26 protein-coding genes are annotated in these 19,295 nt (G+C 62.5%); 11 read left to right on the top strand and 15 right to left on the bottom strand.

All coding sequences use genetic code 11. The features are described from left to right. The first annotated feature begins 64 nt into the window (after positions 1-64). Positions 65-670, top strand: a complete 606-nt coding sequence (locus U0988_RS13310; protein WP_322293109.1) for an HNH endonuclease — start codon at positions 65-67, stop codon at positions 668-670. A gap of 24 nt (positions 671-694) precedes the next feature. Here U0988_RS13310 and U0988_RS13305 read toward each other — a convergent pair whose 3' ends face one another. The 8 genes from U0988_RS13305 to dksA all read right to left on the bottom strand — a co-directional run bounded on the left by U0988_RS13305 (position 695) and on the right by dksA (position 7,044). Next, positions 695-1,174 (bottom strand): hypothetical protein, encoded by a 480-nt coding sequence (locus U0988_RS13305; protein ID WP_322293108.1) that lies wholly within the window; start codon positions 1,172-1,174, stop codon positions 695-697. A gap of 88 nt (positions 1,175-1,262) precedes the next feature. Continuing rightward, entirely contained in the window at positions 1,263-2,483 is a 1,221-nt protein-coding gene (kynU, locus tag U0988_RS13300; protein WP_322293107.1) for a kynureninase, read from the bottom strand. Further along, positions 2,480-3,124: an arylformamidase gene (gene kynB, locus U0988_RS13295; RefSeq protein ID WP_322293106.1), complete on the bottom strand. Its 645-nt coding sequence runs from the start codon at positions 3,122-3,124 to the stop codon at positions 2,480-2,482. Before kynB ends, kynU begins: the two co-directional genes overlap by 4 nt. Further along, the gene (locus U0988_RS13290) at positions 3,121-3,912 is read right to left on the bottom strand and encodes a tryptophan 2,3-dioxygenase (protein ID WP_322293105.1); all 792 of its coding nucleotides are present in this window, start codon (positions 3,910-3,912) and stop codon (positions 3,121-3,123) included. The genes kynB and U0988_RS13290 overlap by 4 nt, the downstream gene beginning before the upstream one ends. 73 nt (positions 3,913-3,985) lie before the next feature. Further along, positions 3,986-4,375, bottom strand: coding sequence for a DUF4112 domain-containing protein (locus U0988_RS13285; protein ID WP_322293142.1), 390 nt, complete (start codon positions 4,373-4,375; stop codon positions 3,986-3,988). Between the two features lie 89 nt (positions 4,376-4,464). Continuing rightward, positions 4,465-5,937 carry an ABC transporter substrate-binding protein gene (locus tag U0988_RS13280; RefSeq protein ID WP_322293104.1) on the bottom strand — a complete coding sequence of 491 codons (1,473 nt, stop codon included), beginning with the start codon at positions 5,935-5,937 and terminating at the stop codon, positions 4,465-4,467. A 93-nt stretch (positions 5,938-6,030) separates the two neighbouring features. Then, entirely contained in the window at positions 6,031-6,417 is a 387-nt protein-coding gene (locus tag U0988_RS13275) for a PilZ domain-containing protein (protein ID WP_322293103.1), read from the bottom strand. Positions 6,418-6,585: 168 nt separating this feature from the next. Beyond that, positions 6,586-7,044, bottom strand: a complete 459-nt coding sequence (gene dksA / locus U0988_RS13270; protein ID WP_322293102.1) for an RNA polymerase-binding protein DksA — start codon at positions 7,042-7,044, stop codon at positions 6,586-6,588. Positions 7,045-7,337: 293 nt separating this feature from the next. Between dksA and U0988_RS13265 the strand changes: the two genes are divergently transcribed. Next, on the top strand, positions 7,338-7,667 hold the full coding sequence (locus tag U0988_RS13265) for a hypothetical protein (protein WP_322293101.1): 330 nt from the start codon (positions 7,338-7,340) through the stop codon (positions 7,665-7,667). Between the two features lie 28 nt (positions 7,668-7,695). On the opposite strand, the gene U0988_RS13260 is transcribed toward U0988_RS13265, so the two are convergent. The 5 genes from U0988_RS13260 to U0988_RS13240 are packed head-to-tail and all read right to left on the bottom strand — an operon-like array spanning position 7,696 to position 11,012. After that, positions 7,696-8,832, bottom strand: a complete 1,137-nt coding sequence (locus U0988_RS13260; RefSeq protein WP_322293100.1) for a GNAT family N-acetyltransferase — start codon at positions 8,830-8,832, stop codon at positions 7,696-7,698. Beyond that, positions 8,829-9,632, bottom strand: coding sequence for a glycerophosphodiester phosphodiesterase family protein (locus U0988_RS13255; protein WP_322293099.1), 804 nt, complete (start codon positions 9,630-9,632; stop codon positions 8,829-8,831). Before U0988_RS13255 ends, U0988_RS13260 begins: the two co-directional genes overlap by 4 nt. Then, entirely contained in the window at positions 9,604-10,065 is a 462-nt protein-coding gene (locus U0988_RS13250; RefSeq protein ID WP_322293098.1) for a RidA family protein, read from the bottom strand. The genes U0988_RS13255 and U0988_RS13250 overlap by 29 nt, the downstream gene beginning before the upstream one ends. Then, positions 10,062-10,694: an HAD family hydrolase gene (locus tag U0988_RS13245; RefSeq protein WP_322293097.1), complete on the bottom strand. Its 633-nt coding sequence runs from the start codon at positions 10,692-10,694 to the stop codon at positions 10,062-10,064. Before U0988_RS13245 ends, U0988_RS13250 begins: the two co-directional genes overlap by 4 nt. Before the next feature lie 27 nt (positions 10,695-10,721). Further along, complete coding sequence (locus U0988_RS13240) at positions 10,722-11,012, bottom strand: DUF3572 domain-containing protein (protein ID WP_322293096.1); 291 nt, start codon at positions 11,010-11,012, stop codon at positions 10,722-10,724. Positions 11,013-11,105: 93 nt separating this feature from the next. On the opposite strand from U0988_RS13240, the gene U0988_RS13235 reads away from it, so the two are divergent. After that, positions 11,106-11,501, top strand: coding sequence for a response regulator (locus U0988_RS13235; protein WP_322293095.1), 396 nt, complete (start codon positions 11,106-11,108; stop codon positions 11,499-11,501). Here U0988_RS13235 and U0988_RS13230 read toward each other — a convergent pair. Beyond that, complete coding sequence (locus U0988_RS13230; protein ID WP_322293094.1) at positions 11,491-12,054, bottom strand: Pycsar system effector family protein; 564 nt, start codon at positions 12,052-12,054, stop codon at positions 11,491-11,493. The two genes, U0988_RS13235 and U0988_RS13230, sit on opposite strands and share 11 nt — an antisense overlap. A 160-nt stretch (positions 12,055-12,214) precedes the next feature. Here U0988_RS13230 and U0988_RS13225 point away from each other — a divergent pair, with 160 nt between their 5' ends. Beyond that, the gene (locus tag U0988_RS13225) at positions 12,215-12,454 is read left to right on the top strand and encodes an acyl carrier protein (protein WP_322293093.1); all 240 of its coding nucleotides are present in this window, start codon (positions 12,215-12,217) and stop codon (positions 12,452-12,454) included. A gap of 2 nt (positions 12,455-12,456) precedes the next feature. Beyond that, positions 12,457-13,710: a serine palmitoyltransferase gene (spt, locus tag U0988_RS13220; RefSeq protein WP_322293092.1), complete on the top strand. Its 1,254-nt coding sequence runs from the start codon at positions 12,457-12,459 to the stop codon at positions 13,708-13,710. A gap of 33 nt (positions 13,711-13,743) precedes the next feature. On the opposite strand, the gene U0988_RS13215 is transcribed toward spt, so the two are convergent. Then, positions 13,744-14,385, bottom strand: a complete 642-nt coding sequence (locus tag U0988_RS13215; protein ID WP_322293091.1) for a YqaA family protein — start codon at positions 14,383-14,385, stop codon at positions 13,744-13,746. A gap of 245 nt (positions 14,386-14,630) precedes the next feature. Here U0988_RS13215 and U0988_RS13210 point away from each other — a divergent pair, with 245 nt between their 5' ends. The 6 genes from U0988_RS13210 to U0988_RS13185 form a co-directional block, all read left to right on the top strand. Beyond that, positions 14,631-15,149 (top strand): hypothetical protein, encoded by a 519-nt coding sequence (locus U0988_RS13210; protein WP_322293090.1) that lies wholly within the window; start codon positions 14,631-14,633, stop codon positions 15,147-15,149. Beyond that, on the top strand, positions 15,136-16,467 hold the full coding sequence (locus U0988_RS13205) for a DNA-packaging protein (RefSeq protein WP_322293089.1): 1,332 nt from the start codon (positions 15,136-15,138) through the stop codon (positions 16,465-16,467). The genes U0988_RS13210 and U0988_RS13205 overlap by 14 nt, the downstream gene beginning before the upstream one ends. A gap of 17 nt (positions 16,468-16,484) precedes the next feature. Then, positions 16,485-17,639 (top strand): phage portal protein, encoded by a 1,155-nt coding sequence (locus U0988_RS13200; RefSeq protein WP_322293088.1) that lies wholly within the window; start codon positions 16,485-16,487, stop codon positions 17,637-17,639. Beyond that, positions 17,636-17,944: a DUF6127 family protein gene (locus U0988_RS13195; RefSeq protein WP_322293087.1), complete on the top strand. Its 309-nt coding sequence runs from the start codon at positions 17,636-17,638 to the stop codon at positions 17,942-17,944. Before U0988_RS13200 ends, U0988_RS13195 begins: the two co-directional genes overlap by 4 nt. Continuing rightward, positions 17,941-18,363, top strand: coding sequence for an HK97 family phage prohead protease (locus U0988_RS13190; RefSeq protein WP_322293086.1), 423 nt, complete (start codon positions 17,941-17,943; stop codon positions 18,361-18,363). The genes U0988_RS13195 and U0988_RS13190 overlap by 4 nt, the downstream gene beginning before the upstream one ends. A 94-nt stretch (positions 18,364-18,457) precedes the next feature. Beyond that, positions 18,458-19,295, top strand: an 838-nt coding sequence (locus U0988_RS13185) for a phage major capsid protein (protein ID WP_322293085.1), incomplete at its 3' end; no start/stop codon positions are given.

Raw genomic sequence — 19,295 nt, 5'->3', positions numbered from 1 at the left:
GTCACAGGGTTGACGCTTTTTGCCGCAAATGCTCCCATGCAACAAATCGGGAGAAGAACCAGCCGTGTTCAAAGCCGAATTGATGGAACGGGCGGCCCGTTTTCGCAGTGCCGCAGAAGATCCGACACGGAATGTCGCGGGCTGTCCGGCGCTCGTGCTCAATGCCGATTACACGCCGCTGTCCTATTACCCGCTGAGCCTGTGGCCGTGGCAAACCGCGATCAAGGCGATATTCCTCGACCGTGTGGACGTGGTCGCCAGCTATGACCGGGAAGTCCACTCCCCCTCGCTTGACATGAAGATCCCCTCGGTCATTGCGCTCAAGCAATATGTCAGACCGAGCGAGTTTCCCGCCTTCACCCGGTTCAACGTGTTCCTGCGCGACCGGTTCACTTGCCAATATTGCGGCGACAACCACCATCTGACCTTCGACCACGTGATCCCGCGCCGTCTCGGCGGCCGGACCAGCTGGGAAAACATCGTCGCCGCCTGCGCTCCGTGCAACATGAAGAAAGGCGGGCGCACGCCCAAACAGGCGCATATGCCGCATGTCACCCCGATCCGCCCGACCAACTGGCAATTGCAACAACGCGGCAAAGCCTTCCCGCCCAACTTCCTGCACGAGACCTGGCGCGACTGGCTCTATTGGGACATCGAGCTGGAGGCTTGAGGGGTTAGATCGGGTAACGACCCATTAGCGGACCTTCCGCCGTGCGGCTGCAATAAGCCAGAACAGAAATCCCGCAACGGCACCGCAAAGTGCGATAATGCCGACAAACTGCAATGCGACCAGATGGCCGTATGCTGTTGTAGTTCCATTCACTACGGTCGCCCTTCCGCCTATGCTTGCCTGATCAGCAGAAGGGGGTAGGAATGCAAAGATCATCCAAGGCGCTGCCGCAACAAGTGCGCCTGCAAGCGTGCAGTTTAGTGACGTAGGCTTGACCTTGTCGCGCAGAACTAGATAGGTCGGCAGTCCAAAGATTAGGCCTAGCGGATACGCGAAAATCGCAAGGACTAACGCAGTTCGCCAAACCCGTTCGAAATAATCGTCTAAGCCAGAGTATAAGGGTTGAGCCGCGGCCAATGCTATTGCGGCGATGCCCGGCACGGTCGCAAAGGCGAGTTGCACCCTCCATCGGGGAGGTGCCCAGACTTCTTTCTCGTCTTCCATGCGGTGGGCGTATCGCAAGCTTTTATGAGAGTAAATGCGCCGCGAGCGTCTTCTTTCCACAACATAGCAGGCGTGCGTCCCGCTTCCTTCACGTCACCGCCGCGCGCTGCTGAAACTCCGGCCTGTTCCATGCGCGGGTGGCGATGATGTCAGCCAGACCTTCCGCCGCCAAGAACACATCCTCGAACGACACATAGGCGGGAGCGAATCCAAACCTCAGGATATCGGGATCGCGGAAGTCGCCGATGATGCCGCGGGCGATCAGTGCCTGGCAGATCGCGTAGGCTTGCGCGTGCCGGAAGGACAATTGGCTGCCGCGCGCCAGCGGTTCCGCCGGGCTGACGAGTTCGAGGTCGGGCACCTGCTCGGCCACGCACTTACGGAAAAATTCGCTCAGCTTGCGCGATTTCGCCGCGAGCCGGTCGATCCCGATCTCGGCGATCAGATCGACTCCGACCTCCAGCGCGGCAATCCCGAGAATTCCCGGAGTGCCCGCCAGCAAGCGGGTGACGCCCGGCGCGGGGGCGTAATCATCGGTAAAGGCGAAGGGCGCGGCATGGCCCATCCAGCCGGTCAGGGGCTGCGACAACGCCTCATGGTGCCGCCGGGCCACATAGGCATAGGCGGGCGCGCCCGGCCCGCCATTGAGATATTTATACCCACAGCCGACCGCGAAATCCGCATTGCAGCCGGTCAGGTCGACCGGCACCGCGCCGCCGCTATGCGACAAATCCCACAGCACCAGCGCGCCCGCAGCCTGTGCGGCCCGCGTCAGCCGGACCATGTCGTGCGTGCGGCCGGTCTTGTAATGGACATGGGTCAGCATCAGCAGCGCTACATCGCCGTCCAGCGCGGCCTCGAGATCATCCGGCGCGGCCAGTCGCCGCTCCGCCAGACCCTGCGCCTCCAGCCCCGCAATCATGTACAAATCGGTCGGAAAATTGCCCGGTTCGGACAGGATCACCTTGCGGTCCGGACGCATCGCCAGCGCCGCACCGATCAGTTTGAACAGATTGACCGATACGCTGTCACAAACGATCACTTCGTCCGCCCCGGCCCCGATCAGCGGAGCAATCTTCGCCCCGACGCGCTGCGGCAGGGTAATCCAGTCTGCATCATTCCAGCTGCGGATCAGCCCTTCCCCCCATTCGCCGCGCACCACGCGTTCCAGCCGCGCGGGCGTATCCTTCGGCAGCGCGCCGAGCGAATTGCCGTCGAGATAGATGACCCCGTCCGGCAGGTAGAAGCGTTCGCGATATTCGCGTAAGGGATCGGCGGCATCCAGCCGGCGCGCTTCCTCCAGCGTCATTCCGCCAGTTCCCGCAGGATCGCGCGAGTGAGCCCCGCATCGCCGCCCGCGATCTTCAGCGGAAGGGCAATCAGCTCATACCGGCCCGCCTCTACCCCATCCAGCACCAGCCCTTCCAATATCCGCATGTCGGCTTCCAGCACCGCCTTGTGCGCCTCGATCGATTTGGAATTCTGCGGATCGACCGAGGGCGCGTCGGTGCCGATCAGCTTCACCCCTTGCGCCGCCAGCCAGCGGATCGCCTCGGCGGAAATGGCGGTAAAATCTTCGCGCCAGACGTCATGCGGAAAAGTCTCGTAAGTACGAAACAGCACACGGTCAGCGCTTTCGATCTTCGGCAAATCGCCGACGCCGATCATGCCCGAAACACTGCGCGCATCGACCACCAGGCATTCGCCGATATAGGGGTCCAGTTCCACCAACGCGATATCCGCGGCATCGTTCCCGTAATGCAGCGGTGCGTCGCCGTGGGTGCCCGAATGCGTGCTCATGACCATCCGCGCGACATTCACCGACGATCCCGCTGCCATGTCCCAGGTGCGCTCGAACCCGAATTCGGTATCGCCCGGCCAGACCGGCAGGCCGGGGCGCAAGGTCTGGGAGATATCCCAGATCCTGCGAGCGGATTTCCAGCTGCTCATATCGCCGTCCTGACCGACAGGAGTTCGGGAAAGAACACCTGCTTCAGCACGCCTTCCAGATAGGCCACACCCGCTGTGCCGCCGGTGCCGCGCTTGAACCCGATGATCCGCTCCACGGTTTTCAAATGGCCGAACCGCCAGCGCTGGAAATGATATTCCAGATCGACCAGCTTTTCCGCGAGTTCGTAAAGATCCCAATATTTGTTCGGATGGCGATAAACCTCCGCCCATGCAGCCTCGACTTCGGCGGAGGCGCTCCACCGCCCGGACACATCGCGCTGCAATACCGGCTCGGGGATGGCAAAGCCGCGCCGCGCCAGCAGGCGGACGGCTTCGTCATAGACGCTCGGCCGGTCCATCTCCGCGTGCAGCATGGCGGCCACTTCGGGCGTTGCCTCGTGCATCGTCACCATGTCGGGATTACGCCCGCCGAGCAGGAATTCCATCAATCGGTACTGCGCCGACTGGAAGCCGGACGATGTGCCCAGATGCGGGCGCAGCAGCGAATAATCATGCGGGGTCATGGTGCTGAGCACATCCCAGCTGCTGATCAGCTGGTTCTGCGCGCGGGCCACGCGGGACAGCATCTTGAAGGCCGGCCGCAGATCGTCACCCGCGATATGATCGCGGGCCGCCTGCAGCTCGTGCAGGCACAGCTTCAACCATAATTCGCTCGCCTGATGGACGATGATGAACAGCATTTCATCATGCGCGGCGGAGGCGGGGTGCTGCGCCGACAGGATCCGGGCAAGGTCGAGATAGGAGGTGTAGGTTACATCGCGCGCCATGGTTTCCGCCTATAGGCCCAAAGCCCCGGCGATTGGAACCGGCCAATGCAAACGCACGATAACCGGACCAATTCTAGCTGTCGATTACCCGGCTTGAAGGATGATGCTTGTCCAGATGGCGCTTCACGATCCGGAGGTTGCGGGTGTTCGACCGGAACAGGAGGTCGAACGCGTCGCCCGCGACCGGAATTGCGCCGATAGCGGTGTCGAACGCGACATTGCCGGCCATCCGCCACAGCTTCCATTTCGGCAGGCCGATGTTTCGCGCCTCCCACACCAAATAGGCGCCCATCGCGGCGGTCACCAAATCGCCGACCACCGGCACCAGTCCGACGATTGAATCGAGGCCAACGGGATAATTCACGCCGGGAATGGTAAAGCTGCGCTCGAGCAATTGCTCCATCGCCTCGATCCGCTTGCGCACCGATGCCGGATCATTGCCGATAGGCATCTCGAACGCCATCTTCCGGGTTCCGCCCGGCGGGTTCCCTTCGTAGGGCGGTACCATCTTCGGCGGTCGAATCGGATCGGCCATGCTGATCTCCTTCCGCCCTAAATGGGGCGAAGTGCCAAGGGGAACAAGGGATGCAGCCCCCAATTGTTCTCGGAAAAACCGTCCACGCCGCCGCGCACCAGCGACCAGCGGATTGGCGCGCCGATGGGGATGTAAACATTGGCGGCTGTCAGCCGCGCCTCCGCCTCAGCCAACATCGCTGCGGTTGCGGCTGGATCGGACGCCTGCATTGCCCGCCGCACCGCCTCGTCTGCTTCGGGAGAGCACAGGCCGCGTTTCAGCGAACAATGGAACTGGTTGAGGAACCACCGCGCATCGGCATACCGCGCCAGCCGGTCGACCAGCACCAGGTCAGCCGGGGCGGATTCCGAAGCGCGTTCGAGTACCACGCCGACCGCCGCCAGATCTTCCGACAGTTCGCGGAACAGCAGATCGGAACCCGGTCCAGGCGGCATCGCAATGCTCAGGGTACGGGCGGCCCGGTCGGTCCCTGCGACCGCCGCGACGCGCCGCGCAGCCTCGGCTTGGCGCAGTTCGAGCGAAAGCCCGTTCCAGCGTTCACCGATAATCTTCGGATCACCCGGCAGGTCCGGAGCAACAACGCGGGTAGTCGGTATCCAGCCGCCGATGTTGAAGGGCTGCAGCAGGCTTTGCCGGTCAATCGCCATGGCAAGGGCCTCCCGCCCCGACTCTGTTGCCAGCAGCCCCCGCTCGCCGACCACCTGCAGGCCGAGCAGGCCGAGAGCCGCATCGAGCCGGACGGTGCCGCGCGACAAGGCGCCGGTATCCGCCAGCGGCAGGCTGGTCAGAGTGCCGCCGAACACCGCGTCGACCGCCCGGTTGTCGAACGCGGCAACGGCTTGCTCGGCCGGCAGCGCCTGTACCCGCACCGTGCGCACCCGCGATTCCCAATCTTCATCCACAGGCAGACCCCGCGTCTCCGGGGGCAAGGGCGCCAGCAACGCCGTATCCCGCTCGCGGGAGAGGGTCATCGGTCCCGTGCCCTGACGATTTCGACGCAAACCGAGTTCGGGCTGGGCCAGCAATTGCAGGAATTCCGGCATCGGTCCGTCGAGGCGAATTTCCACCACGCGCCCGGTCATGGCCCGGATTTCCTCGACCTTGGCAAGGTCGAGCCCCAGCGATGTTCCGCGCAGCTCCTGAATGTTTCTGCGCAGCGCATCGCGGACGCTGTTGCTGGTCAGCGGGATCCCGTCCGCCCAATCCGTGTTGCGCAGGCGGAAGATATAACTCAGGCCGTCTTCGGTTACGATCCACCGTTCGGCCAGAGCGGGCACGACTTCGCCCGATTGATTGAGCGAAACCAGCCCTTCGGCCGTGGCGGACCGGATATGCTGTCCTGCAGGAGCCAGCCGCAAACCCGGTTCGAACAACTCCGTGCTGCTGCCGATGAAGGCGACATCGACTTCATCGTCAGCCTTGCCCGACCCACAGGATGCCAGTGCCAAGGCGGCAGCCATACACAAGGCGAGATGGAGGAAACGGCTCATTCACCACGAGCGTAGCAGCTTGTCGCCGCTCGGTCAGGACCGATTATGATGCCTTGTTGAAGAATTCACGATCTTGCAGGAAGCGCCCGTTTGTCAAAGGATGCGCAATGCGGTCGGCTTGCCGCCGCTCCCGCTTCTTTTGCCAGTCCGGGGCCGCAGGTGTTGGCGGTGCGTGTCGTTTTCGGCCTGATTGCTATCCACCGACGCACGGACCACCTTCGGATTGATTTCGTTGTCGAACGCGATGCCGAAGCGGTTATCCTGTACCCAGGCGACACCCCCATCGATCAAGCCGACGTTCCGAAGGTGAATCTTGAGCCTGCTGCCCGGAACAACCGGAACGTTTCCTTCCGCCATCATGCCGCCCGGGGAAAGATTGCGCACCTTCACCCGGAATTCCGAGGCAACCCCGGCCAGCTGAATTTCGGCAAGCAGAAACAGGCTATCCCGGGCTATATTGCGGGTGTCGACAGAGGACATCTTCGCGACAATACCTTTCGCCTGGTTTGGTTTCGTAATCCCGGAGCTTCCGCCGGAAACGCGCAGTGACGGGACTAGCAGCGAATGGCTAAAGAAGCCTTAAATGCAGTACCCGCAAAACGCGAAAATATCCGCAAACCGGATGGTGCCGACCGGCCACACCGGCGCTCAATCGTCGCGTGAAATTTTCTCGCGGCGCTCATGCGCTTCCTGCGCTTCCACCGTCATGGTGGCCACCGGGCGGGCGATGAGTCTGCGCAATCCGATCGGATCGCCGGTCACTTCGCAATAGCCGTATTCGCCCTCATCCAGCCGGCGCAGCGCGGCATCGATCTTGGCAATGAGTTTGCGCTGCCGGTCCCTGGTGCGCAATTCGATGCTCCAGTCGGTCTCGCTGGACGCGCGGTCGTTCATGTCGGCTTCGCGCATCGGCCCGTCCTGCAAGGATTGCAGGGTGACACTGGAGGCGGTGTGGATCGAACGCTTCCATTCGAGCAGCAGCATTCGAAAATAATTCTGCTGCGCCTCGCCCATATAGGGCTCGTCATCGCCAGGCATGTAATCATGCGCGATCGACTTCTTCGCTTTTTCGAAAATTTCCAATTCGCCGGTTGCAAAAGTGGCCATCTGGTCCTCTCAAACCTCAAAAAAATCGTCGGCTTGCGCCCTTGTGAGCTTACCGCCGCTTAATTTTCACGGCAGGAACTCATCTGTTTGGCGGGCCTATAGGCGGCGGCGTTTACGCATACAAGCCGCAATGCGACGCCAACCCTTAATGGAACGAAAATCAATCCCGTCCGAAACCGAGGCGCGGCCAGTCCCGAGAATTTATCCAGCGCCGTTAACTGTTTGTTGACCATGAAGGGCCGAGAAATCGGGCACCGGCGGCAAGAAGGTCGCCAAATACGGGGGGAATACTCATGACACTGTCCATCATCGACACGTCACATGCCGAACCGGCCGACAGCGGCTCCGCTGATTTGCTGGTCGCAAATTGCCTGGCGGCTGCCGCCGACGGCGACATATCGGCCTATTACAATCTCGGGGTCGCGTACTCGACCGGAAGCCACGGCGTGAACTGCGATCTGATCGAAGCGCATAAATGGTTCAACCTCGCCGCCGTAAAGGGCCATGAAGAAGCTTCGTGGTGCCGCGCGGATGTGTCCGACGAAATGACCGCGAGTGAAATCGCCGAGGCACAGCGCCGCGCACGCCAGTGGCTGAGCGAGGGAATTCGCAAGGCTGCATGATGGCATTGCCCCCGTCCAATCGGGAAACCTACGACTTCTTGAAGGGCGTCCGCTCACCCAAATACATCTGGTCCGATGCGACACCGTGCCGTTCGCGTTCAAGGAAATCCGCCACTGCGCTGCGAAAGCCGGGGTCGGCAATCCAGTGGGCCGACCAGATCTTGACGGGTTCATAGCCGCGGGCCAGCTTGTGCGGGCCCTGCGCCCCGGCCTCAACCCGCGAAAGTCCGCGCGCAATCGCCGCATCGATCGCCTGATAATAGCACAGTTCGAAATGCAGGAACGGTCGTTCCTCGGTGCATCCCCAGTAACGGCCATACAGCGCGCTGCCGCCGATAAAATTGAGCGCGCCGGCAATCGGTCGGTCCCCGTCGTAGGCCAGCATCAATAGCACCCGGTCGCCCATTCTCTCGCCGAAAAGGCTGAACGCCTCCCGCGTCAGATAGGGCGTTCCCCATTTCCGCGATCCAGTGTCCTGATAAAACACCCAGAATTCATCCCAATGCGCCTCAGTGATGTCGCTGCCCACGAGGTGGCGGAACGTCACTCCCTCAGCCGCCGCGGCGCGTTCCTTGCGGATTGCCTTGCGCTTGCGCGACGCCAGCGCGGCCAGGAATTCATCGAAGGTGGCGTAACCGCGATTGGCCCAGTGGAACTGGATGTCGTTGCGCAGCAGCCAGCCCGCCTCCTCGAAGATTGCCAGCTGATCGGATTCGATGAAGGTCGCATGGGCGGAGGAAAGATTGTTGCCGGTACAAAGCTGTTCGGCGGCGCGCAGCAGGGGGACGCCGTAAGCTGCGTCGCGGGTCAATAGGCGGGGGCCGGTCGCCGGGGTGAATGGTGCCGCGATCTGCAGCTTCGGATAGTACCGGCCACCGGCCCGGTGCCAGGCATCGGCCCAGGCATGGTCGAACACATATTCGCCCTGGCTGTGACCCTTCGCGTAAGCCGGCAGCGCGCCAACGATAACGCCCGCAGAATCCTGCAGGATTACCGGCGCAGGGTCCCAGCCCGTACCGGGACCGACGCTGCTGGAATCTTCCAGCGAGGTCAGGAAATCATGGCTGACGAAGGGATTGTCGCTCCCTGCCAGCCGGTCCCAAAGATTGCGTTCGATCGCCCCGACGCGGCCCACCACGCGCGCCGTCAGGGAGTTGTCCTTCACGTCGGCCGCTCTCTTTCCGGCTTCGGGCCCGCAAGACCTTCGCCTTCGGCAATGGCGGCATCGGCGTGGAGAGACACGAGATCACGGTGCACCGCGGAACGGATGGTCCAGCTCAGCACCGGCAGGCCGCGGCGGCGCTGGGCCGAAGCAAAAGCGCTGGGCAGGTCACGTATATCGTAGGCGAGGAAATCGGGTTTCGCGATCCACAGGGCGCTGTGCCGCCGCCACCGGCCAACAAGGGTCCTGGCGTTTTCTTCGGTCACCACCAGACCGCGTACCGTGTGGAGCGAATGCCGGGCAAACCAGCGCGAGACTCGCGGATCGAAGCTCATCACGGCATGGTGACCCTGATAGCCTTCCAGCGCGCGGTGGACTGCGAGGCATAAAGGCCGGACGCGGCGGTCATTGCGGCTCTTGATTTCAATCAGAACCGGGACTTTCCCGCCAATCTGCTCGAGCGCCTGTTCGAGAGACCGGATTCTCTCGCCATTTCCGGACAGCGCGATCTTTGCCAGTTCGTGCGCAGTGCGGGCGGAGAGCGGCCCGGTTTCCCCGGTCAGGCGGTCAAGCTCCCAATCGTGGAACACGACCGCGCGGCCATCGCCGCTGCGCTGCACATCGCATTCGATCCCGTATCCCGCCGCAATAGCCGCATCGAAAGCAGCCGGGCTGTTTTCGGGTACACTGTCGCCATGCAGGCCCCGATGCGCGTAGGTCCATTGCCCCAGCCACCCGACCCGCTTTGGCAGCGGTGCCGGGGCAAGCCAGCGGTCAATGGGCGTTAAGAGCAATGATCGCATCCACTTCCACAGCGGCGCCCAATGGCAGAACCGGCACCCCGACAGCCGCACGGGAATGGCGGCCGCTCGTCCCGAAAACTTCGGCCATCAGGTCCGACGCGCCGTTGGCGACTTTGGGTTGATCGGTGAAGTCCGCCGCGGAATTGACGAACGCCCCCAGCTTGACGATGCGCGCCACCCGGTCGAGCGAAATATCCGTCGCCCGCAATTGCGCCAGAATCATCAGGGCGCACGCCCGCGCCGCTGTGATTCCATCTTCAAGCGACACGTCCTCGCCCAGCCGGCCGGTGACCAGTTTGCCGTCTACGAACGGAAGCTGCCCGGAAACATAGGCGATGCCCCCATGCACCACGACCGGGACATAGCTGGCCACCGGTGCGGCGGCGGCGGGCAGGACGATTCCCAGCTCCGCCAGTCTTTCTTCAGCACTCACAATGCATTCTCCTGCTGCAAACGGTCGAGCAGCCACGGGGTGGCCTCGGCCCAAGTGTCTATCCGGGCATGGGCGTTACCGGCCTGGTGCGCGCAGACGATATGGGGGGACAGCATAGGCTCCCCGCACAGATGCAGCCGCAGTATGTCGGGCACGGTATCGGCGGCGGATTTATGATGCTGCGGCAGATCGTCAATGAAGATCGCGCGGCTTGGCCGGTATTCCTCGAGAATCGCCGCCAGCGCAGGCCCCTTGGGACCCTGGTTGGTGAACACCCGCGCATGGATGCCGTGATCGGCCAATTGCCGGGTGCGGCGTTCCTGCCGCTCGTCCGTCAGGTTGGTCAGGATCACTACATCGGCGTGTTCGGCAACCGCGTTGATCCCGGCAACCGCGCCTTCGATCGGCAGTTGCCGGTCCATCTCGGTATCGAAAAACCCGCCCAGCAGGCGCCAGATGTCCCGTTCCCCTACCGGTTCCCCGGTCGAACTCCAGCGCATAGCGGCGGCGAAGTCGTTGCCCTCCATGCGGAAGGTAACGCCCTGACTCTCCCCCAGCCAATCGCGGAAATGGGCCACCATATGCAGCAGGACTTCGTCGCAATCGGAAATTATCAACGGTCGGGTCATCGTGGAGTTCTCATCTGGACCGGCTTTTCATCGGGATAGATCTTCGTGGGCCGCGATCAACGCCGCGGGGGTAACATTCAGGGCATCGGCCGCCAGCAGCAGGTCGGGTTCGTGATTCGCGAGGAATTCCAGAACCGCTGCCAGAATTGGCCGATCGGTGAGGTTATTGCGCAACACTTCCGGCGTCAGCCCGGTCAGCGACAGCAACCGTTCCGCACGCGACGGCTCGCTCAATACCCATGCCAGCGCGGACAAAGCCAGCGATTCAGGCTCAGCGGAGGAACGCTTTAACGATTCATGACTATCTGTGATTGTCAATATCCTGTGGAAAGATTACTGAGGACGCAAGCAGAACATAGGGGGCGGCTTCTGGTTAACGAAGCAAAAGCAATCGGAGCAACAAGGCAGTCAGTGGCAAAGAGAGTTCTGGTTGTCGAGGATAACGATCTAAACCGCAAATTGTTCTGCGATGTTCTCACGGCATCCGGATTCGCCGTTGAACCCTGCGCGGACGGCGAATTGGCCCTCAAGGCAGCCCGCGCATTCGACCCCGATCTGGTTATCATGGATATCCAATTGCCGAACATTTCCGGAATGGAGCTGATCGGACAACTGAAGCGCGATGTGACGCTCGCCCGCATTCCCGTGCTCGCCGTCACCGCCTATGCCGGCAAGGGCGACGAGGACCGGATCCGCGATGTCGGTGCCGAAGGATATCTTTCAAAGCCGGTGTCCATCGGCCCTTTCATGCGGGTGGTTAAGGGTTTGCTCGATTCCAACCCGGCGCAATTGGTCGTTACCGGATAGTTTCAATCCCGAAGACCAGCAGCGTGACGACCAGGCCCGCGATGAAAATCCGGTAAGCCAGCGCCAGATAGCGGTACTTCCGGCGCTGCAACACACAGCCATTCTGGTAAAGATCATGCATCATCGTCCGCAGCACCGTTTCGTCGCGGGTCATGTCTTCCAGCAGGCTTTCCGCCCACTCGGGTTCCTCGATGGCGGTGAAGTGGCCGAAGAACAGCCGATTCGGTTTGGAGCGCGGATCCGCACCCGCTTTTCCAATGGACGGCACTACCGCAATGACCGCGCACACCGAGCTCAGGAACGAAAACAGTGCCAGCAGCACCAGCGAAGCGGGCATGTCACCGGTCAGCGACCGGCTGATCGAGAGGGAAAAGACGAGAAAAGTCGCCCCCATCAGGATCGAAGCCTTCTGGTCGGCCATCTGCGACAGGGTCAGCGTGTTGATCTGCGCCGTGCGGATCATGTGGATGGCGTTTTCGGAAAACACCCGTTCCGGCTTCTCTGCGCTCATAGCTGCAGGGGGACGATCGCCATTTACAAGTTCGGATTCCATCGCTGCCGCCCTCGCTGAGCTGCCCTGATCGGACATCGGGGGCTTGCCAGCACGGCTCGGCCTTGACAAGCAGGGATCGAAACCGCTTTTCCGCCGCAATTGCGTGGCAATCGGCCGCGAAATCGCGTTCGCGAAACTTGATAGATTGGAATTACCCGCAATGGACCGTGCTGCCGTCGACAGTTCCATCCGCTCGCTGATCGAGCCGTTCAACAAGAAAGATGTCCCGATCGAGGAAAGTACGACCTTTGCCGGCGATCTTGAATTCGACAGCCTCACGGTGATGGATTTCGTCGCTGCGATCGAGGACGAATTCGACATCATCATCACCATGAACCAGCAGGCGGACATCGAGAACTACGGCCAGCTCGTCGATGCCGTGAACACATTGCAGAATTGACCATGAACGACCATTCCGCCCCGCCCCGCTCCGAGGGCACCGATACGCCTGCAATCGCAACCGACCTGTTCAGCAAATTCGATCCGCTGATCCAGCAGCGCGAGCAATTGCTCGCCGCCGGGATGCAGGATCCCTTCAGCCTGGTGATGGAAAAGGTGCTGTCGCCGACCCGTGCGATCTGTAACGGGCGCGATACGATCCTGCTCGGCACTTACAATTACATGGGCATGACCTTCGATCCCGATGTGATCGAAGCGGGCAAGCAGGCAATGTCAGACTTCGGTGCCGGAACAACCGGCAGCCGGGTTCTGAACGGCACCTTCCAGGGCCACCGCGAATGCGAGGATGCGCTCCGCGAATTCTACGGCATGGACCACGCGATGGTCTTCTCGACTGGCTATCAGGCCAATCTGGGGATCATCAGCACGATCGCCGGCAAGGGCGATTACATCATCCTCGACATCGACAGCCACGCGAGCATCTGGGATGGCTGCGCGATGGGCAATGCCGAAGTCGTGCCGTTCAAGCACAACGACATCGAGGCGATGGAAAAGCGGCTGAAGCGGGTGCCGGAGGGCGCGGGCAAGCTGGTCGTGCTGGAGGGCGTCTATTCGATGCTGGGCGATGTCGCACCGCTGAAGGAGATGGTCCGGATCGCCAAGGAAAACGGCGCGATGGTACTGGTCGACGAAGCGCATTCGATGGGCTTCATCGGACAGCATGGCCGCGGCGTTGCCGAAGAAGTCGGGGTGATCGATGATGTCGATTTCATCATCGGAACATTTTCCAAGAGCGTCGGGACGGTCGGCGGCTTCTGCGTTTCCAATCACCCGAAATTCGAGATCATGCGGCTGGTCTGCCGTCCCTATGTCTTCACCGCCAGCCTGCCCCCCGCCGTGGTCGCCAGCACCGCGACGTCGATCCGCAAGCTGATGCACGGTTCGAACAAGCGGGCGCATTTGTGGGAAAATTCCCGCACACTGCACCAGGGCCTGCGCGATCTCGGTTTCGAACTTGGGACCAAGCAAGCCGAAAGCGCCATCATCGCGGTGATCATGCCCGATCTGGAACGCGGCGCGATGATGTGGGAAGCGCTGCTGAGTGAAGGGCTCTATGTCAATCTGGCACGCCCCCCTGCGACACCCGCCAACATGACCCTGCTGCGGTGCTCGCTATGCGCCGAACACAGCGAAGCGGAAGTGCAGACGATTCTCGGAATGTTCGAACGCGCCGGGAAATCCGTCGGGATTATTTGAGGTCCTTAACCGAAAGGGCTTCGTCAGCGAAGGTTAGCTCGATCCGGCCCGCGCAGCAGTGACACAGGGATCATCCGATGGCTCGTCGCTTTCCCCGGCGAGCGACGAAAGCGCTATAAAGCCGCCGATTACCAGCACGACAAAGGCGGTTGTCACCGAAATTAGATATTTGTCGATGAACAGTTTGATCGGCGCCCCGAATACCCGGAACAGTATGCCCACCGTCATGAAGATCATTGCGCGGCCCACGATGCTGGCAATCAGGAAGGTTGCCAGCGGCATGGCGGTAAAGCCGGCGGTTATGGTCAGCAGCTTGAACGGTACCGGCGTCGCGGCGGCTAGAATGACCGCTTGCGCCCCGTATTCGTTGAGGGTGCAGCGCGCGGTGGGGAAGCTTTCCGTCAACCCGAGCGCGGCGATCAGCTGCGCGCCGACAGCGTCATAAAGGAAATATCCGATCGCATAGCCCAGTAGCGCCCCGGCGACTGAGGCAGCGGTGGCGACCGCGGCGTAGCGGACCGCTTTTTTCGGCTCGGCCAGGCACATCAGCCCGAGCAGGGGATGCGGCGGAATCGGAAAGAAGCTCGATTCAACGAAACTGAAGAAGGCAAGCCACCCCACGGCGTGGCGGTGCGCGGCCTTTTCCATCGTCCAATTGTACAATCCGCGCAGCAAGGGCCGCCTCCCGATTTGAACGCCCCTGACAAGGCGGGCCACTGACGCTGCGATTAGTGCGGGGTCCCCTGCGCTGCAAGCGCCTATCCGCACGAAATGCGCCGCGCGTACCGTGTATTTAACCTATTTGGCACTTTTTCGTTGACATTGTCACGCTCATTGGTTAGTTATTTGGAACATCGCAATAGACCGATTCGCAGGAGCCGGTCCGGGACGGTCCTTCATTTTCAGCACGGATAACTCCTATGGCGACATCCTCGCCCGGCCACCCACTGCGCGGCCGGAACACTCCTGCATGGCGGGAGACATTTCTCGCAGCGCTGGCGGAAAGCTCGAACATCGCCGGGTCCGCCCGCGCGGCCAAAGTGACCAAAAGCACAATCTACAAGCTCCGGCGCGAAGACGCGGAGTTTCGCAGCGCATGGTTCGATGCCTTGTGCGAAGGATACGACAACCTGGAAATGTCACTGCTTTACCGGCTGCGGATCGGTGAGCTCGAAGGAACCAAGACCAAAGCGCGCCGCAAATTCGACAACGCTACCGCCTTCCGTCTGCTGGCCGCCCACCGCGAAGCAGTTAGCCAGCGCAAGGCAATCCGCGATGATGAAGACGAGGATGCAATCCTCGCATCGATCAACACAAAGCTGGATGCGATGCGGGCACGAGAGAAGGCCGTTCAGGTCCTGATCGCGCAGGACAGCCCTGGTTCGACCGTAAAGTGCCCGGTTTCGACAATCGAAAGCGGTGCCGATGACGCAGATTGATCGTCTCCGCCTGCTCCTCTCGCTGGAAGACGAAGAACGACACATTTTCCTCGGGGCCTTGTCCCAAAGCGAGAAAGACGAATTGCGGTTCCACTGGAGAGTCTGGGCACGGTTCGAACAGCTTCCCCCACCGGGCGACTGGCAGGTCTGGCTGATCTGCGCCGGGCGCGGTTTTGGCAAGACACGCGCCGGGGCCGAATGGGTCCGGCATATCGCGAAACGCAACAAAGATGCCCGGATTGCACTGGTCGGGGCTTCCATTTCGGAAGTGAGGGCAATCATGGTGGAGGGAGAAAGCGGCATTCTGGCCACGTCTCCGCCGAAGCGCATGCCCCATTTCGAACCGTCACTTAAACGTCTGACCTGGCCCAATGGCGCGCAGGCAATGTTATATTCGGCGGGCGAACCGGACAGTTTGCGCGGCCCTCAGCACAGCCATGCCTGGTGTGACGAAATTGCCAAGTGGGACGTAACGGGCGGACGCGGGGTGGCGAGTTGGGACAATCTGATAATGGGTCTGCGGCTGGGGGATTATCCGCGAAGCCTGGCCACCACGACTCCCCGCGCGGTCCCGCTGATGCGCCGGTTGATGGATGAAGTCTCCTCGGGCAGCGTCCGGATTACCCGCGGTTCGACCTACGACAACGCGGCCAATTTGCCGGTGCGGTTCATTCGCGACATCCGCCGCACCTACGGGAGCACCGCACTGGGCCGACAGGAACTCGACGGCGTGCTGCTGGCGGAGGTCGAGGGCGCGCTATGGAGCCGCGCCATGATCGAAAATTGCCGGGTGGCGGCACAAACCCATCCGCTGACCCGCGTAGTGGTCGGGGTCGATCCGCCCGCAACGGCGCGGGGCGATGAATGCGGCATAATCGTTGCGGGGTTGACGGCCAATGGCACCGGAGTGGTCCTCGCCGATTGCTCGGTTGCGCGGCCAACGCCCGAACGCTGGGCCCGCGCCGTGGCGGAGGCGGCCAGAGCCTGGGATGCCGACCGGGTAATTGCCGAGGCCAACCAGGGCGGCGACATGGTGGCGAGCGTGCTGCGCGCTGCGGATATCGCGCTGCCCCTGAAACTGGTCCACGCCAGCCGCGGCAAGATCGCCCGCGCAGAACCGGTCGCTGCGCTCTACGAAGCGGGCCGAATGCGCCACGCGGGGATGTTTGCCCGGTTGGAGGACCAGCTATGCGGGCTGATGGCGGGCGGCAGTTACGAAGGCCCAGGTAGAAGCCCCGACCGCGCCGATGCCCTTGTATGGGCAGCCCATGAATTGATGCTCGGCCGGCAAAGCGTGCCGCGGGTCTTGCAAGTCTAGCAATTTAAGGAAATTCCATGTCCTTCCTCAACACAATCGCCTCCGCCTTCAAGGGCGGGGATCAGACACGTGTGCCGATTGCGCGCGGGTTTACTTCGCCCTGGGCGGCGGCGTTCGACGGCGGGGGCAAGCCGCCGTTCGAATATACCACTGCGGTTCGGCGTGCCTTTGTCGAAAATCCAGTGGCGCAGCGGGCGGTGCGGATTGTCGCGGAGGGGGTCGGCAGCGCACCGCTCAATTCCGCAGACACACGTCTCGCGGGCTTGATCGGCGCGTGTTCGGCAGGGCAATCGCTGATAGAAACGCTGGCTGCGCATCTGCTGCTGCATGGCAACGCCTATGTCCAGGTCATGAAGGATGGCGCTGGCCAGCCGGCCGAATTGTTTGCCCTGCGGCCGGAACGCATATCAGTGATCGCCGGGGAGGATGGCTGGCCGACGGCCTATGCCTACCGCCTGGCGAACCGGACGCTGACCATTCCGCTGGAGGATGACAGCGGCTGGCCCAACATCGTTCATCTGAAGGCCTTTCATCCGGGCGATGACCATTACGGGGCCGGATGCCTGGCTGCTGCCGAACAGGCGGTGGCGATCCATAACGCCGCCAGCCAGTGGAACCGCGCCTTGCTGGAAAATGCCGCGCGGCCATCGGGCGCGCTGGTCTATGATGGCGGAGACGGCGGCGGGCTGACGACTGACCAGTTCGACCGGCTGAAGGCGGAATTGTCCGCGGCCTATTGCGGGCAGATCAACGCCGGGCGGCCGATGCTGCTGGAAGGCGGCCTCACCTGGCAGAGCCTGTCGATGAGCCCGGCGGACATGGATTTCGCCAATCTCAAGGCGGCTGCGGCGCGCGATATTGCGCTGGCGTTCGGGGTGCCGCCCATGCTGCTCGGCCTGCCGGGCGACAACACCTATGCCAATTACCGCGAGGCAAATCGCGCATTGTGGCGGCTGACGTTGCTGCCGCTGGCGGGCAAGATCCTGTCCGGCATCAGCCAGGGTCTCGGCCCATGGTTCGGCGGCGCGCCGCTGTCGGTCGATCTCGACCAGATTTCCGCCCTGTCGGAAGACCGCGAGCGGCTGTGGTCGCAGGTTTCCGGGGCCACATTCCTGAGCGATTCGGAAAAACGCAGCCTGCTCGGGCTGAAACCAGAAGGAGACCCGAAATGATCCGCGAAGACATGCTGGCGCGGCTGATCGCGCAGGCGAGCAGCGACGGCACCGAAATGGTTACGCTGCGCGCCATCGTCGAGGAATCGTCCGAGCTAGGGGCCAGCCGGGTGATCGCGCGGCTCGGTCTCGGCGATGCGAACGCGCAGAACGATATCGACGAATTGCGCGAATTGCTGCGCGCCTGGCGCGATGCCAAGGCGAGCGCCTGGAAGGCGGCGGTCGAATGGGTGGTGCGCGGTGTGCTCGCGCTGCTGCTGATCGGCATCGCGGTGCGGATCGGCGCACCCGGGCTGCTGAAATGAACGCGGCGCTGCCCCCCGCACCCGAAGCGTTACGTTTCGCAGGCTATGCGGCCTTGTTCGGAACACCGGACGGCGCAGGCGACACGATCTGGCCCGGCGCTTTCAAGCGTAGTCTGGCCCAACTGCAGAACCCGTTGCCGCTGTACTGGCAGCACAGCGCCGAGCAGCGGATCGGATGGGTCGATAGCATCGCCGAGGACCGGCGCGGCCTCCGGATCGTGGCGCGGATCGACAATCCGCATGGCCGCGCCGCAACCGAGCTGAAGGCGCGCAGCGTGGACGGGCTCAGCTTTGGCTACCGCGCCCGCAGCTACCGCCGGGAGGGTGCCGGGCGGCATCTGCACGATGTCGAATTGTTCGAAGTCAGCCTGGTTACCCATCCGCTCCAGCATGGTGCGCGGGTCCATCTGATCAGCTGATACCCTCCAATCCCGCCCCTCCAACCGGCCGCCCCCAAGGCGGTTTTTTTGTGCCTGCCGACTACCTCCCCAACCCGAAAAAGGTGAATGCCCGATGGATAATCATACCTCTGCCGCCCCTGACCAGCTCGATGCCAGCTTCGACATCGTCGCCCGTCAGGACAAGACCGAAGCCGATGTCACCGCGCTGCGCTCCGACGTTGACGAAGTGAAAGCCCGGCTCGACAAGGTCGGCCGCGCCGCTGCCCGTCCAGCGATTTCGGGCGCTTCCGACACCGCCGAAGTGAAAGGCTTCATCGACGGCTACCTGCGCCGCGGGCGGGTGTCGGAAATCAAGTCGATCAACGGCCAGGTGCCCTCCGATGGCGGCTATGCCGTGCCGCAGTCGATCGATGCAATGATCGCCCGGGAATTGATCGAAATCAGCCCGATTCGCAGCCTCGCCCAGGTGGTCCAGACGGGCAGCGCGGGCTACCGCAAGCTGGTGTCCACCGGCGGCACGGCCTCGGGTTGGGTCAGCGAAACGGCCGCGCGGCCGGAAACCGACGCGCCGCAATTCGCCGAAATCTCCCCCCCGACGGGCGAGCTTTATGCCAATCCGGCGGCCAGCCAGGCGATGCTGGATGATGCCGGCTTCGATCTGGAAAGCTGGCTCGCCAGCGAGATCGCGATGGAGTTTGCCCGCGCCGAAGGTGCCGCTTTCGTCAACGGCTCCGGTTTCGACCAGCCTGAAGGGTTCCTGACCGCGCCGGTCTCGACCGCCGAAGACGGGGTCCGTGCGTTCGGCTCGCTGCAATATATCGGTTCGGGCGATGCCTTCGGTTTCGGGACGACCCCCGAAGCGCGGCTGATCGATCTGGTGCATACGATGAAATCGGGCCACCGACAGGGTGCCAGCTTCGTGATGAATTCGTCAACGCTGGCGACGGTGC

This window comes from Allopontixanthobacter sp., from assembly GCF_034376665.1.
Lineage (GTDB): Bacteria > Pseudomonadota > Alphaproteobacteria > Sphingomonadales > Sphingomonadaceae > Allopontixanthobacter.
This window is presented reverse-complemented; position numbering and strand designations above follow the sequence as displayed.